Origin of the sequence: Pseudomonas sp. DL (genome assembly GCF_047199225.1) — a bacterium.
Lineage (GTDB): Bacteria > Pseudomonadota > Gammaproteobacteria > Pseudomonadales > Pseudomonadaceae > Pseudomonas > Pseudomonas aeruginosa.
In genome coordinates this window covers 4,288,334-4,301,771 of record NZ_CP178323.1, presented here as the reverse complement: position 1 = coordinate 4,301,771, position 13,438 = coordinate 4,288,334, and the positions used below count along the sequence as shown (strand labels likewise).

At 66.8% G+C, this 13,438-nt stretch carries 13 protein-coding genes; 5 read left to right on the top strand and 8 right to left on the bottom strand.

Going from position 1 to position 13,438, the window contains the following annotated elements; translation table 11 throughout:
- Nucleotides 1-206 precede the first annotated feature (206 nt).
- Nucleotides 207-1,019 carry a tRNA cyclic N6-threonylcarbamoyladenosine(37) synthase TcdA gene (gene tcdA, locus ACI766_RS19935; RefSeq protein WP_003082382.1) on the top strand — a complete coding sequence of 271 codons (813 nt, stop codon included), beginning with the start codon at nucleotides 207-209 and terminating at the stop codon, nucleotides 1,017-1,019.
- On the opposite strand, the gene ACI766_RS19930 is transcribed toward tcdA, so the two are convergent.
- Together ACI766_RS19930 and ACI766_RS19925 are read right to left on the bottom strand one after the other, a co-directional pair.
- Nucleotides 1,020-1,748, bottom strand: a complete 729-nt coding sequence (locus ACI766_RS19930) for a 4'-phosphopantetheinyl transferase family protein (protein WP_003082383.1) — start codon at nucleotides 1,746-1,748, stop codon at nucleotides 1,020-1,022.
- 227 nt (nucleotides 1,749-1,975) lie between these two features.
- The gene (locus ACI766_RS19925; RefSeq protein ID WP_003082385.1) at nucleotides 1,976-2,764 is read right to left on the bottom strand and encodes a dienelactone hydrolase family protein; all 789 of its coding nucleotides are present in this window, start codon (nucleotides 2,762-2,764) and stop codon (nucleotides 1,976-1,978) included.
- A gap of 175 nt (nucleotides 2,765-2,939) precedes the next feature.
- Here ACI766_RS19925 and ACI766_RS19920 point away from each other — a divergent pair, with 175 nt between their 5' ends.
- The 3 genes from ACI766_RS19920 to ACI766_RS19910 all read left to right on the top strand — a co-directional run bounded on the left by ACI766_RS19920 (nucleotide 2,940) and on the right by ACI766_RS19910 (nucleotide 6,566).
- Entirely contained in the window at nucleotides 2,940-3,611 is a 672-nt protein-coding gene (locus tag ACI766_RS19920; protein WP_003082396.1) for a polysaccharide lyase family 7 protein, read from the top strand.
- Between the two features lie 499 nt (nucleotides 3,612-4,110).
- Nucleotides 4,111-4,431: a hypothetical protein gene (locus tag ACI766_RS19915; protein ID WP_003082401.1), complete on the top strand. Its 321-nt coding sequence runs from the start codon at nucleotides 4,111-4,113 to the stop codon at nucleotides 4,429-4,431.
- A gap of 77 nt (nucleotides 4,432-4,508) precedes the next feature.
- Nucleotides 4,509-6,566: a lipoxygenase family protein gene (locus ACI766_RS19910; RefSeq protein ID WP_073655342.1), complete on the top strand. Its 2,058-nt coding sequence runs from the start codon at nucleotides 4,509-4,511 to the stop codon at nucleotides 6,564-6,566.
- 43 nt (nucleotides 6,567-6,609) lie between these two features.
- On the opposite strand, the gene ACI766_RS19905 is transcribed toward ACI766_RS19910, so the two are convergent.
- Nucleotides 6,610-7,344 carry a TerC family protein gene (locus ACI766_RS19905; protein WP_003106697.1) on the bottom strand — a complete coding sequence of 245 codons (735 nt, stop codon included), beginning with the start codon at nucleotides 7,342-7,344 and terminating at the stop codon, nucleotides 6,610-6,612.
- Between the two features lie 456 nt (nucleotides 7,345-7,800).
- On the opposite strand from ACI766_RS19905, the gene ACI766_RS19900 reads away from it, so the two are divergent.
- The gene (locus tag ACI766_RS19900; RefSeq protein WP_003082409.1) at nucleotides 7,801-8,997 is read left to right on the top strand and encodes a lytic murein transglycosylase; all 1,197 of its coding nucleotides are present in this window, start codon (nucleotides 7,801-7,803) and stop codon (nucleotides 8,995-8,997) included.
- A gap of 31 nt (nucleotides 8,998-9,028) precedes the next feature.
- Here ACI766_RS19900 and ACI766_RS19895 read toward each other — a convergent pair whose 3' ends face one another.
- The 5 genes from ACI766_RS19895 to napF are packed head-to-tail and all read right to left on the bottom strand — an operon-like array spanning nucleotide 9,029 to nucleotide 13,436.
- Nucleotides 9,029-9,625, bottom strand: coding sequence for a cytochrome c3 family protein (locus ACI766_RS19895; RefSeq protein WP_003082412.1), 597 nt, complete (start codon nucleotides 9,623-9,625; stop codon nucleotides 9,029-9,031).
- Between the two features lie 10 nt (nucleotides 9,626-9,635).
- The gene (locus ACI766_RS19890; protein WP_003082414.1) at nucleotides 9,636-10,127 is read right to left on the bottom strand and encodes a nitrate reductase cytochrome c-type subunit; all 492 of its coding nucleotides are present in this window, start codon (nucleotides 10,125-10,127) and stop codon (nucleotides 9,636-9,638) included.
- Nucleotides 10,128-10,137: 10 nt separating this feature from the next.
- Nucleotides 10,138-12,642 carry a nitrate reductase catalytic subunit NapA gene (napA, locus tag ACI766_RS19885; RefSeq protein WP_003162643.1) on the bottom strand — a complete coding sequence of 835 codons (2,505 nt, stop codon included), beginning with the start codon at nucleotides 12,640-12,642 and terminating at the stop codon, nucleotides 10,138-10,140.
- Nucleotides 12,623-12,952, bottom strand: coding sequence for a chaperone NapD (locus tag ACI766_RS19880; RefSeq protein ID WP_003082422.1), 330 nt, complete (start codon nucleotides 12,950-12,952; stop codon nucleotides 12,623-12,625). The genes napA and ACI766_RS19880 overlap by 20 nt, the downstream gene beginning before the upstream one ends.
- The gene (napF, locus tag ACI766_RS19875) at nucleotides 12,945-13,436 is read right to left on the bottom strand and encodes a ferredoxin-type protein NapF (RefSeq protein WP_003162642.1); all 492 of its coding nucleotides are present in this window, start codon (nucleotides 13,434-13,436) and stop codon (nucleotides 12,945-12,947) included. The genes ACI766_RS19880 and napF overlap by 8 nt, the downstream gene beginning before the upstream one ends.
- Nucleotides 13,437-13,438 lie beyond the last annotated feature (2 nt).

The following is a 13,438-nucleotide window of genomic DNA, read 5'->3' as shown; positions in this document are numbered from 1 at the left end:
TGAAACCAGGTTCCGGATGTTTCGCTGAACACGGGGCGGCGCATGCTACCCCGCACCCCCCGGGGTGTACAGGCGCCGGGCCGGCGGGTCTGTTGCAAGTCTAGTCCGGCCTGCGCGACGAGCCGTAAGAACGCAGGCGACGCGGCGGCCGCGGCTTTTTATAATGCGCGCGGCAATCCGCGATTCGGTTTCAGAGGTGGTTGGTGATGCAGGTGGATGAACAGCGCTTCGGCGGTATCGGCCGGTTGTACGGTCGCGAGGGGCTGCAACGCCTGGCCGATAGCCACGTCGCGGTGGTCGGCATCGGCGGGGTCGGTTCCTGGGCGGCGGAAGCGCTGGCCCGCAGCGGCGTTGGCGAGATTTCCCTGTTCGACCTCGACGATGTCTGCGTGACCAACACCAACCGCCAGGTGCATGCCATCGAAGGCTCGGTGGGCAAGGCCAAGGTCGAGGTGATGGCGGCGCGCATCCGGGCCATCAACCCGGCCTGCCGGGTCCACGCGGTGGCCGATTTCGTCACCCGCGAGACCATGGCCGAGTACATCGTCGACTTCGACTACCTGATCGACTGCATCGATAGCGTGGCCGCCAAGGCCGCGCTGATCGCCTGGTGCAAGCGGCGCAAGATCCCGGTGATCACCACCGGCGGCGCCGGTGGCCAGGTCGACCCGACGCAGATCCAGGTCGCCGACCTGAACAAGACCTTCAACGACCCGCTGGCGGCCAAGGTGCGTTCCACCCTGCGCCGCGACTACAACTTCTCGCGCACGCCGGGGCGCACCTACAGCGTGCCCTGCGTGTTCTCCAGCGAACAACTGCGCTACCCGAAGCCGGACGGCACGGTGTGCCAGTCGAAGAGTTTCGTCGGCGAAGGGGTGAAGCTGGACTGCGCCGGCGGCTTCGGCGCGGTGATGATGGTCACCGCCACCTTCGGCATGGTCGCCGCCGCCCGCGCCGTCGAGCGCCTGGCGGACGGCCGCGCGCTGCGGCCGTCGCGGCGCACGCCGGGGAACGCCTGATCAGGCGCCGACCGCCACCAGGCTGAGCAGGCGTTCGTCGAGCACGGCGAACTGGGCGTCCAGCTCGCTGCCGTGGCGCCACTCCGGCGACAGGTCGGTGAGCAGGCGCAGCCGGGCCTGGCCGTCGGCGCGCCATTCCAGCAGTTCCGCATGTTCGAAATAGAAGCGCTTGCCCACCAGCGGATAGAGCGCCTTGAACAGGCTTTCCTTCAGCGAGAACGCCAGGGTCACCAGCAGGCCGGTGCGTCGCTCCAGGTCGTCGGCGAAGCGCAGGCGCTCGCCTTCGGTGAGTATCTCGCCATGCAGGTAGCGCGCCCGTTCGGCTTCGAGCAGGGTTTCCACGTCCAGGCCGAGCCCGCGCCAGTCGCCGCGCGCCGCCACCAGGGCGGCGGCCCAGCGGTCGCCATGGGTGATCGAGCCGCTGATCGCGGCCGGCCAGACCGGTGCGCGGTCCTCGCCGACGGCCGGCGTCTGGGCGCGGCCATCGAGGGCGAACAGGGCGGCGCGTGCGCAGAGGCGCCCGGCGAGAAACTCGGCCTGGCGCTTGGCCACCGCGCGGAGGATGTTCGCCGGCGGCTGGATGCCGGCCAGGGCGAAGTCGCCGGGTTGCAGCAGCGCCGGGTCGAAGCGGGTGCTGCGCAGTTGCACGCCGGGCAGCGCGACGGGCAGCGGCCAGCGGTCGTCCAGTGGGGTGCAGAAGGAGGGGAGACGGTCGTTCATGGCGCGCATTGTGCCGGTTCCCGACGTGGCCCACCAGTCACGCGGCGCTTACACAAGATTGCAAAAGCGCAACAAAGGAAAACGGACCGCGAGGCCCGGTTTTGACAGACTGCGCCGCGCATTCCTGTGGAATGCAGGTGAGGTTGTTTGTTGATGACGGGATACTGTCCTGTCTCGACCTTTCAAGACGGGAGTCCCTCCGGGGACTCCCGTTTTTTTATGCGTCGGCGCAGGGTTCAACCCTGCCCGAAGATGTCCTTGAGGAACGCCTGCAGGTCTGCCCAGGAGCGCTGGTCGGCCTGGCGGTCGTAGCCGATGTCCAGGCCGTGGCCTTTGTGCGCGTCGGCGTCGGGGTTGGTGAAGCCGTGTTTGGCGTCGTCCTGGATCACCACCCGGTAGTCGGCGCCGGCGGCGTTCAGTTCCTGTTTCAGGGCGTCGAGGTCCTTGGCCGGGACCAGGCTGTCGGCGCTGCCGTGCTCCACCAGGATCTTGGCCTTGACGCTGCCCTTGCTGGCCGGGGTGGCGGTGCCGAGGGCGCCGTGGAAGCTCGCCACGCCGGCCAGCGGCAGGCCCTGGCGGGCCATGTCGAGGACGATCTTGCCGCCGAAGCAGTAGCCGATCGCGGCGATCTGGCTGGGATCGGTCTGCGGTTGCCGCTTCAGCAGTTCCAGGCCGGCGAGGAAGCGCGCCTTGGCGGCGTCGGCATCCCGGGTCGCGGCCTGCATGAAGGCCATCGCGTCCTGCGGGTGCTCGGTGTGCTTGCCTTCGCCGTACATGTCGATGGCCAGGGCGCTGTAGCCGAGTTCGGCGAGGTCGCGGGCGCGGCGTTTGGCATAGTCGTTGAGCCCCCACCATTCGTGGACCACGATGACCCCAGGGCGGATCCCCGGCTTGCTGTCGTCGTAGGCGAAATAGCCGACCATGCGCGTGCCGTCTGCGCTCCGGTAAGGCATCTCGCGGGTCTGGATAGCGGCCTGGGCGCTGGCGGCGCAGGCGATGAGCAGCAGGGCGCAGAACAGGCGCATGGCATCTCTCCGTGAAAGGGTCCCCGATCAAGATAGACGCTTGTGCGCGGGACGCGGGGAAAACCCTCGGTGCCGGCCTTGCGCCGCTCAAACGCGGGCCATTCGGCCAGGCAAAGCGTGCGCCGCTCATCTACCCTATGGGCGAGTCCCTTCCCCTCGCTAGGACACCGTCTGGATGCCTGACCTGAGTACCTGGAACCTGACCATTCCCCAGGGCCGCCCGGCCATCACCATCTCCACCAGCCAATTGCAGCGCGACTACCGCAGCGACTATTTCCAGCGCACCGCCGACGGCATTCGCTTCTGGGTGCCGGTGAACGGCAGCCACACGCGCAACAGCGAGTTTCCGCGCAGCGAGTTGCGCGAGACCCTGTCCAGCGGCAGGCCCTACAACTGGCGTTACGCCAGGGCCGACAACTGGCTGGAGGCGACCCTGCGCATCGAGGCGGTGCCCTCGACCCGGCGCATGATCATCGGCCAGATCCACAGCGATGGCAGCAATAGCGGCCAGGCCGCGCCGCTGGTGAAGCTGCTCTACCAGTTGCGGCTCGACCAGGGGCGGGTCCAGGCGCTGGTCCGCGAGCGGCCGGACGACGGCGGGACCAGAGCCTACACACTGATGGACGGGATTCCTCTCGGCCAGTCGTTCAGCTACCGCATCGGCGTGTCTCGCAGCGGATTGCTCAGCGTGTCGGTGAATGGTAGCGCCCTGGAGCAGCAACTGGACCCGCAGTGGGCCTACCAGGGCCTTTATTTCAAGGCCGGACTCTACCTGCAGGACAACCGCGGACCGTCCAGCGAGGGCGGGCGGGCGACATTCAGCGAGCTGCGCGTTAGCCATCAATGAGCGGTCGAGGCGTCTGCGCCGCGGACTTCGCGTTGTCGTGGCGCTTCGCAACTGCCAGATCTGGCAGGCGCGGAAGAAGGAAAACCTGGCCCGGAAAAAAATATCCGTATTTTTCCAAGGGGAAATAGGCCGCGCGATCTGGCGATTCTGGTACTTCAGTACAGGGAGCCGCCTTGGCGTATCGCCCCGAATAAATGTGACGTTTTGCGCAGCGCCCTTCCGGGTTTGCACGATTGGTATAGCCCTGGCTGGATGAAATTCACTCTTGCCGCTGGCCAGCGTAGTTCTTTGCAAGTCAAAAGTTCGCCGTCAATAATTATTGTGGATAACTATTGTTCCAGGCTTTTCCTGTCAACTGTGCGAAGCGTCAGCTTATTGCCGGTTTTTCCTCTCGCTATTGCTTTCTCCACGTTCCGAAGAAGTTCGGGCGTACAGGTTTCTTTGCTGTTTTCAGCGAGAACCATTCGTTTCAAAAATTCGAATATGTGGAGATTCAGAAATGAAAAATCAGGTGAATGCCCTGGCGGTTCTAAGTGTGGGTGAAATCGAACAAGTTTCTGGCGCCGGGACTTTCCTGGGCGATGCCATCATCAACGGCGTCTACGCGGCCAACTCCTTCCTGAACTCGCCGCTGTTCTCCAGCATCGGCAACGCGGCCAGCGCCATCGGCCTCAACCGTACCCACGAGCTGGTCGACCTGCTGGCCTTCCAGGTGCCTTCGGTGGCGGCGATCACCGTCGGCAAGATTCTCGGCGGGACCGACAACCACAATGTTCCGTTGCATTACAACAAGGAAAGCGGCGAAGGGCTTTACAGCTGATCGCAACCTGTTGAAAGAGCGATTCGATGCTCAGGCATCGAGTCGTTCCTGGTTAATGCATTGATGGAGTCGATGATATGAAACGCAGGAGTGTGCTCTTGTCGGGTGTCGCCCTGAGTGGAACCGCACTGGCCAATGACTCGATATTCTTTTCACCCTTGAAATACCTCGGGGCGGAACAACAGCGATCTATCGATGCCTCGCGAAGTTTGCTGGACAACCTGATTCCGCCGAGTTTGCCGCAATATGACAACCTGGCCGGAAAGTTGGCGCGGCGTGCGGTATTGACCAGCAAGAAACTGGTATATGTCTGGACCGAGAACTTCGCCAATGTCAAAGGCGTGCCGATGGCCCGCTCGGTGCCGCTGGGCGAGTTGCCGAATGTCGACTGGCTGTTGAAGACCGCCGGGGTGATCGTCGAGCTGATCGTCAATTTCGTCGCCTCGTTGCCGGCGTCGGCCGCCGCGCAGTTCGAGCGGATCGCCGCCGGGCTCAGCGGTGACCTGGAGGCGGCGCGCCAGGTCCACGAGGCGTTGCTGGAGGAGGCGAAGAACGATCCGGCCGCGGCCGGCAGCCTGCTGCTGCGCTTCACGGAGTTGCAGACGCGGGTGATCGCCTTACTGACGCGGGTCGGCCTGCTGGTCGACGATATTCTCAAGAGCGCCAGCAACCTGGTTACCCAGGGGGGGCAGGGCGACGGCCTGAATCGCTTCCGCGCGGTGTTCGGCACCCTGCGCCTGCCGGAGGTCGCCGACAGCTTCCGTGACGACGAAGCGTTCGCCTACTGGCGGGTGGCCGGGCCTAATCCGCTGCTGATCCGTCGCGTCGATGCGCTGCCGGCCAACTTTCCGCTGGGCGAGGAGCAGTTCCGCCGGGTGTTGGGCGCCGACGACAGCTTGCTGGAGGCCGCCGCCAGCCGCCGCCTGTATCTGCTGGACTACGCCGAGCTGGGCAAGCTGGCGCCGTCGGGAGCGGTGGACAAACTGCTCACCGGGACGGGCTTCGCCTATGCGCCAATCGCCCTGTTCGCCCTTGGCAAGGATCGGGCGAGGCTATTGCCGGTGGCCATCCAGTGCGGTCAGGACCCCGCTACCCATCCGATGTTCGTGCGTCCCGCCGAGTCGGAGAGTGATCTGTACTGGGGTTGGCAGATGGCCAAGACGGTGGTCCAGGTCGCCGAGGAGAACTACCACGAGATGTTCGTCCACCTGGCCCAGACCCACCTGGTGAGCGAGGCGTTCTGCCTAGCCACCCAGCGCACCCTGGCGCCCAGCCATCCGCTGCACGTCCTGCTCGCCCCGCACTTCGAGGGCACCCTGTTCATCAACGAGGGGGCGGCGCGGATCCTGTTGCCCAGCGCGGGCTTCATCGACGTGATGTTCGCCGCGCCGATCCAGGACACCCAGGCCACCGCCGGCGGCAATCGGCTGGGTTTCGACTTCTACCGCGGCATGTTGCCGGAGAGCCTGAAGGCGCGGAACGTCGACGACCCGCTGGCGCTACCGGACTACCCCTATCGCGACGACGGCCTGCTGGTATGGAATGCCATCCGCCAGTGGGCGGCCGACTACGTGGCGGTGTACTACGCCAGCGACGGCGACGTCACCGCTGACGTCGAACTGGCGGCCTGGGTCGGCGAAGTGATCGGCAGCGGCAAGGTGGCCGGGTTCCGCCCGATCACCGGTCGCAGCCAACTGGTCGAGGTGCTGACCATGGTGATCTTCACTGCCTCCGCGCAGCATGCGGCGGTCAATTTTCCCCAGCCTTCGATGATGACCTACGCACCAGCCATCTGTGCCATGAGCGCGGCGCCGGCACCGGACTCGCCAGGCGGCAAGAGCGAGGCCGATTGGTTGAAGATGATGCCGCCGACCCTGGTGGCGCTGGAGAAGGTGAACATCTATCACCTGCTCGGTTCGGTCTACCACGGTCGCCTGGGCGACTACCGGCAGACCGGGTTCCCCTACGCGCCGGTGTTTTCGGACAGGCGTGTGACCGCCAGCGGCGGCCCGCTGGAGCGCTTCCAGGCACGCCTGAAGGAGGTCGAGGCGACCATTCGCACGCGCAACCAGGCGCGCCGCAGGCCCTACGAGTACCTGTTGCCGAGCCGGATCCCGGCGAGCACCAATATCTGAGCCGGAGAAAGAGGACGGGGCGCCCCTGGGCGCCCCGTTGCTCTTAGCGGCCTTCGCTTTCGGCGGCGTCCGCCGGCGCGGCATGCCGCTGCTTCAACTGGCGGCGCGCCAGGAGGCTGCCGAGGAGGATCACGAACAGCGCGCCGAAGGCCGCCGCACCGTAGTGCAGGTAGGAATCCCATTGCGCGTAGGGCGCCAGCCAGGGCTTCAGGGCGCTGTCGGTGAGCAGCATGCCGCCGGCGATCCAGCCGAGCAGGCCGCCGCCGAAGAGGATGATCAGCGGGAAGCGGTCGATCAGGCGCAGGATCAGCTGGCTGCCCCAGACGATGATCGGGATGCTGATCAGCACGCCCAGGGAGACCAGGAAGAAATCCCCGGCCGAGGCGGCGGACAGGGCGATGACGTTGTCCAGGCTCATCACCGCGTCGGCGATGATGATGGTCTTGATCGCGCCGAGCAGGTGGGTGCTGCCCTTGATGTCGTCGCCGTTCTCCTCCTCCGGCAGCAGCAGCTTGATGCCGATCCACAGCAGCAGGAGCGCGCCGATTACCTTGAGGTAGGGCAGGTCGAGCAGGTGCAGGGCGAAGAACAGCAGCAGGATGCGGATCAGGATGGCACCGGCGACGCCGCCGAAGATCGCCTGTTTGCGCCGGTGCGCCGGCAGGTGCCGGCAGGCGAGGGCGATGACTACGGCGTTGTCGCCGCCCAGGAGGATATCGATGGCGACGATCTGCAGCAGGGCTGTCCAGAACGTCGGGTCGCTCAACCAGTGGATCAAGGTTGTACTCCGAAACGTGTAGTGAGGGTGGAAAGCCCGGGGCGGTGGCGGGTGGCGGCCGCCCGGCTTTCCTGCGGTGGTCTGGGACCGTCGGGGCCGGCTCCGGCTTGTGGACGGAGGCGGGGAACACTGCTTGGACCGGCGAACGCCCGGCCAGTGCCCGGAAAACGGACGCGCGGGTGGCGCAGCGCGTTCGGGCACGGATGTGACGCGGCGGATCGGCCGCGAGACACCCGGCATGCGTATTCCGCCGCCAGTCTGCCCGAGCAAGGTTTCACCCGCCTTTCAGGGCGGAGATGGCGCCGCACCCGGCGGGACGGTAGGCTAGTGGCCCGTGTGGCTGACTCGACCAGTCGAACGCCGATCACCGAGTCAACCGTACAGGCCACCAGGCCTTCGGCGCCGGGGGAAGCCCGCCGGTGCCATGGATGACCGTTCACCGTACAAGGAAACCCCATGCGCAGTCTTCTTCTCTCCTCGCTGGCCCTGCTACCCGCCCTGGCCCTGGCGCAACCCGACGCCTCGAGCTTCCCTTCCTGCCTCGCCGGCCTGCAGAAGAAGGCCCAGGCGCAGGGCATTTCCGCCGACAGTTATGAGCGCTTCACCAGCGGCCTGCAGGCCGACCTCAGCGTGCTCGACCTGCTCGACGCGCAGCCGGAGTTCACCACCCCGCTGTGGGACTACCTGGCCGGTCTGGTGGACGAGCAGCGGGTCAGCGATGGCAAGGCGATGCTCGCCCAGCACGACAAGCTGCTCGACCAGGTGGCCGCGCGCTACGGCGTGGACAAGTACACGGTGGTGGCGGTGTGGGGCGTGGAAAGCGACTACGGGCGGATCTTCGGCAAGCGTCCGCTGCTGACCTCGCTGTCGACCCTGTCCTGCTACGGGCGCCGCCAGTCGTTCTTCCAGGGCGAGTTCCTCGCCACCCTGAAGCTGTTGCAGGCCGGCGACATCCGCGACGCCGGCATCACCGGCTCCTGGGCCGGGGCCTTCGGCCATACCCAGTTCATGCCATCGACCTACGCGCGGATCGCCGTGGACTTCGACGGCGACGGTCGCCGCGACCTGGTGGGCAGCGTGCCGGATGCCCTCGGTTCCACCGCCAACTACCTGAAGAAGGCTGGCTGGCGCACGGGACAGCCGTGGGGCTATGAAGTGAAGGTGCCGGCCGACTTCCCCGCCAGCCTGGCCGGGCGCGGCAAGCGCCAGCCGCTGTCGGCCTGGGTCGCCCGTGGGGTGAGGCGGGTCGACGGCCAGCCGCTGCCGGGCGGCGACGAGAAGGCCGCGATCCTCCTGCCGGCCGGGGCCCAGGGCCCGGCCTTCCTGGTCTATCGCAACTACGATGCGATCTATTCCTACAACGCCGCGGAAAGCTACGCGCTGGCCATCGCCCTGCTTTCCGACCGCCTGCGCGGCGGCAGCGGCCTGGTGGCGTCCTGGCCGACCGACGACCCGGGCATCAGCCGGCTCGAGCGCAAGCAATTGCAGAAGGCGTTGCTGGCGCGCGGCTACGACATCGGCGAGGCCGACGGGCTGATCGGCACCAGCACGCGCAAGGCGATCCAGGCCGAGCAGAAGCGCCTCGGCCTGACCCCGGCCGACGGTCGCGCCGGGCGCAAGATCCTCGAGGCGCTGAAGGGCGCCCAGCCCTGATTGCGCCGCGCCGCCCGGTCCGCGGGCGGCGCTACCAGCCCTTCACCCCGGTCATGTCCGGCAGGTGGTGGGCGATCCCCTTGTGGCAGTCGATGCAGGTGGCTTCGCCGCTGGCCAGGGCGGTGGAGTGCATCTGCCGCGCGCGCACGCTCTGCCGGGTGAAGTCCATGAACTCGAAGTTGTGGCAGTTGCGGCATTCCAGCGAATCGTTGGCCTTGAGTCGTGCCCATTCGTGCTCGGCCAGCTCGCGGCGGTGATCGAGGAATTTCTCGCGGGTGTTGATGGTGCCGAAGATCTTGCCCCAGACCTCCTTGGAGGCCTGCATCTTGCGCGCGATCTTGTCGGTCCACTTGTGCGGCACGTGGCAGTCGGGACAGGTGGCGCGGACTCCGGAACGGTTGCTGTAGTGGATGGTGTCCTTGAGTTCGACGAACACGTTGTCGCGCATCTCGTGGCAGGAAATGCAGAAGGTCTCGGTGTTGGTCGCCTCCAGGGCGGTGTTGAAGCCGCCCCAGAAGACGATCCCGGCGATGAAGCCGCCGAGGGTGAGGAAGCCCAGGCTGAAATGCACGCTGGGACGACGCAGGACCCGCCAGTAACCGGCCAGCCAGGCGATGAGTGCTTTCATGCGGCCTCCCTCAGGGTTTGCGCGCCGCATTGGCGGCTTCTTTCTCGAGGATCTGGTCGATGTTCTCGAAGCGGTTGTCGACCAGCGGCTTTACGTCCTGTTGCGGCACATGGCACTGCACGCAGAAGTAGCGGCGCGGCGAGACGGCGGCCAGCGGCTGGCCGTCGCGGTCCATGTAGTGGGTGATGCTGATCATCACCGCCTGGGTTCGCGCGCTGTTGGCGCGGCTGTGGCAGGACAGGCACTTGTTGCTGTCCTTGTCGATGCGATAGCCGACGATGCTGTGGGGAATGGTCGGCGGCTGCTCGGGGTAGTTGCGCTCGCGTTTCAGGTCCTTGTTTTCCTCGGCCGCCAGCGGCGGCGCGGGGCGGCTTTCGGCCAGCGTGCCGCCGGGGCGGCGGCCGTCGGGGGCGGGCGCGTCCAGCGGGTAGCCGAGGTCGGCGGCGAAGGCCGCGGGGGCGCCGAGCAGGACGAGGAGCAGGGCAGTCAGCAGAGGTTTCATGGCGCGCTCCTCAGGCCAGGTTGAGCAGTTCGATGCGAACGGCGCACTTCTTGTAGTCGGTCTGCTTGGAAATCGGGTCGGTGGCGTCCAGGGTGACCTTGTTGATCAGCTTGTTGGCGTCGAAGAACGGCACGAACACCAGCCCCTGGGGCGGCTTGTTGCGCCCGCGGGTCTCGACCCGCGCGCGGATCTCGCCGCGCCGGCTCACCACCTTGACCTCGCTGCCGCGGCGCAGCTTGAGCTGGCGCGCATCCTCCGGGTGCATGTAGACCAGCGCGTCGGGCACCGCCTTGTACAGCTCCGGGACCCGCGCGGTCATGCTCCCGGTGTGCCAGTGTTCGAGCACCCGGCCGGTGGCGAGCCAGAACGGGTAGTCCTGGTCCGGCGCCTCGGCCGGCGGCTCGTAGGGCAGGGCGAAGGCAATCGCCTTCTTGTCCGGATAGCCATAGAACTGCACGCCACTGCCCTTGCTCACGTAGGGGTCGTAGCCCTCGCGGTAGCGCCAGCGGGTCTCCTTGCCGTCCACCACCGGCCAGCGCAGGCCGCGCGCCTCGTGGTAGGCGTCGAAGGGGGCGAGGTCGTGGCCGTGGCCGCGACCAAAGGCGGCGTATTCCTCGAACAGACCCTTCTGGATATAGAAGCCGAATGCGTCGACCTCGTCGTTGGCGTAGCCCTTGGCCAGGTCGCTGGCCGGGAAGCGGTCGACCTGGCCGTTGCGGAACAGCACGTCATAGAGGGTCTTGCCCTTCAGCTCGGGGGCCTTCGCCAGCAGTTCCGCGGGCCAGACCTCGTCGGTGGTGAAGCGCTTGGAGAATTCCACCAACTGCCAGAGGTCGGACTTCGCCTCGCCCGGTGCCTTCACCAACTGGTGCCAGAACTGCGTGCGGCGCTCGGCATTGCCGAAGGCGCCTTCCTTCTCCACCCACATGGCGCTGGGCAGGATCAGGTCGGCGGCCTGGGCCGAGACGGTGGGGTAGACGTCGGAGACGATCACGAAGTTGTCCGGGTTGCGCCAGCCGGGCAGCACTTCCTGCATCACGTTGGGACCGGCCTGCATGTTGTTGCTGACCTGGGTCCAGTAGACGTTGAGCACGCCGTCCTTGAGCATCCGGCTCTGCTGCACGGCGTGGAAGCCGACCTTCTCCTGGATGGTGCCGGCCGGCACCTTCCAGATCTTCTCCGCGGTTTCCCGGTGCTTCGGGTTGGTCACCACCAGGTCGGCGGGGAGCCGGTGGGAGAAGGTGCCGACCTCGCGCGCGGTGCCGCAGGCCGAGGGCTGGCCGGTGAGCGAGAAGGGGCTGTTGCCCGGTTCGCTGATCTTCCCGGTGAGCAGGTGGATGTTGTAGATCAGGTTGTTCGCCCAGACCCCGCGGGTGTGCTGGTTGAAGCCCATGGTCCAGAACGACACCACCTTGCGCTTGGGGTCGGCGTAGAGTTCGGCGAGGGCCTTCAGCCGCTCGGCCGGCACGCCGCTTTCGCGCGCGGTGCGCTCCAGGGTATAGGGCTTGACGAACTCGGCGAAGGCCTTGAAGTCGATATCGCTCCAGGTGTTGGCCTTGTCGGCGTTCTTCGCCTTCTTCTCCAGCGGGTCGTCCGGGCGCAGGCCGTAGCCGATGTCCTCGGCGCCATGGGCGAAGCGCACGTGGCGCTCGACGAAGTCGCGGTTCACCGCGCCGCTCTCGATGATGTGGTTGGCGATATAGTTGAGGATGATCAGGTCGGTCTGCGGCTTGAACACCATGGGCAAGTCGGCCAGCTCGAAGCTGCGGTGCTCGAAGGTGGACAGCACCGCGACCTTGACCTGCGGCGCGCTGAGCCGGCGGTCGGTGACCCGCGACCAGAGCACCGGGTGCATCTCGGCCATGTTCGAGCCCCAGAGGACGAAGCTGTCGGTGGCCTCGATGTCGTCGTAGCAGCCCATCGGCTCGTCCATGCCGAAGCTGCGCATGAAGCCCATCACCGCCGAGGCCATGCAGTGGCGGGCGTTGGGGTCGATGTTGTTGCTGCGCAGGCCGGCCTTGAACAGCTTGTTCGCCGCATAGCCTTCCCAGACCGTCCACTGGCCGGAGCCGAACATGCCGACCGACTCCGGTCCCTTGGCCTTGAGCGCGGCCTTGAACTTCTCGGCCATGATGTCGAAGGCCTGTTCCCAACTGATCGGCTGGAACTCGCCCTGCTTGTCGAACTTGCCGTCCTTCATGCGCAGCAGTGGGCGGGTCAGGCGGTCGCTGCCGTACATGATCTTCGACAGGAAGTAGCCCTTCACGCAGTTGATCCCGCGGTTGACCTCGGCCTTGATGTCGCCATGGGTGGCCACCACCTGGCCGTCGCGGGTGGCGACCATCACGCTGCAACCGGTGCCGCAGAAGCGGCAGGGGGCCTTGTTCCAGACCAGGCTGGTGACGTCCGCCTCGGTCACCAGGTTGCTGGCGCGGACCAGGATCGGCAGGCCGGCCGCCGCCGCGGCGATGGCGGCGGCGTTGGCCTTGGCGAATTCACGACGGGTGAGGTTCATCGATTGTCTCCTCGGGCGAGCACGGTATCGCGCGGTCGGTCATGGCCGCCGCGTCGTTGCTATCGTCGTCGTGCAGGATCTCGTGGTAGACCAGCACGGCGTTGAGCACTCCTGGCAGGTTCTGCAACTGGCCCAGGGTGTCGAGAATCTGTTCTTCGCGTTCGGCTTCCAGCACCAGGATCAGCTTGCCCTGCGGGCTTTCCTGGTAGATCTCCAGGCCGTCGAGCAGCGCCAGGTTGGCCTTCACCGCCGGCAGTCGCTCGGGTCGGCAATGCAGGATGAGGCTGGCGATCTGCAGGGCTTCAGGCATGTCGTGGAGACTCCTTGGTGGATAGCGCGCGCAGTTGGATGGCCTGGCTCGGACAGGGCGCCAGGCAGGCGCCGCAGCCGTTGCAGCGCTGGCTGTCCAGCTCGGCCAGGGCGACGCCGCCGGGGGCCGGGCGGAAGCGGATCGCGGCGGGTTCGCAGGCGTCCTGGCAACTGCGGCAGTGGATCCCGGCCAGGGCCAGGCAGGCTTCGCCGATCGTGGCGATCCAGGGGAAGGCCGGGCCCGCGCCATCGAACAGGCCGGCCTCGCAGCGGCTGGCGCATTCCCCGCACAGCGTGCAGCCGGCGCTGGAGAGGTCGAGTTCGACGAGCCGACCGGCGCCGAGCTTCAGCACGCCTTCCGGGCAGGCCTCGACGCAGGCGGCGCAGCCTGTGCAGCCTGCGGCGAAGTCGGCGGCGGTCCACGGCGGGCGACGCGTCGGCGGGTGCCCGCCGAGGCGGCGGAACAGCTCTCGGCGACTGCTCATAC

What these genes read in the sequence shown, in the direction of transcription:
- tcdA (WP_003082382.1), top strand. Translation starts at nt 207, where the DNA reads ATGCAGGTGGATGAACAGCGCTTCGGCGGTATCGGCCGGTTGTACGGT.
- ACI766_RS19930 (WP_003082383.1), bottom strand. Translation starts at nt 1,748, where the DNA reads ATGCGCGCCATGAACGACCGTCTCCCCTCCTTCTGCACCCCACTGGAC.
- ACI766_RS19925 (WP_003082385.1), bottom strand. Translation starts at nt 2,764, where the DNA reads ATGCGCCTGTTCTGCGCCCTGCTGCTCATCGCCTGCGCCGCCAGCGCC.
- ACI766_RS19920 (WP_003082396.1), top strand. Translation starts at nt 2,940, where the DNA reads ATGCCTGACCTGAGTACCTGGAACCTGACCATTCCCCAGGGCCGCCCG.
- ACI766_RS19915 (WP_003082401.1), top strand. Translation starts at nt 4,111, where the DNA reads ATGAAAAATCAGGTGAATGCCCTGGCGGTTCTAAGTGTGGGTGAAATC.
- ACI766_RS19910 (WP_073655342.1), top strand. Translation starts at nt 4,509, where the DNA reads ATGAAACGCAGGAGTGTGCTCTTGTCGGGTGTCGCCCTGAGTGGAACC.
- ACI766_RS19900 (WP_003082409.1), top strand. Translation starts at nt 7,801, where the DNA reads ATGCGCAGTCTTCTTCTCTCCTCGCTGGCCCTGCTACCCGCCCTGGCC.
- ACI766_RS19895 (WP_003082412.1), bottom strand. Translation starts at nt 9,625, where the DNA reads ATGAAAGCACTCATCGCCTGGCTGGCCGGTTACTGGCGGGTCCTGCGT.
- ACI766_RS19890 (WP_003082414.1), bottom strand. Translation starts at nt 10,127, where the DNA reads ATGAAACCTCTGCTGACTGCCCTGCTCCTCGTCCTGCTCGGCGCCCCC.
- napA (WP_003162643.1), bottom strand. Translation starts at nt 12,642, where the DNA reads ATGAACCTCACCCGTCGTGAATTCGCCAAGGCCAACGCCGCCGCCATC.
- ACI766_RS19880 (WP_003082422.1), bottom strand. Translation starts at nt 12,952, where the DNA reads ATGCCTGAAGCCCTGCAGATCGCCAGCCTCATCCTGCATTGCCGACCC.
- napF (WP_003162642.1), bottom strand. Translation starts at nt 13,436, where the DNA reads ATGAGCAGTCGCCGAGAGCTGTTCCGCCGCCTCGGCGGGCACCCGCCG.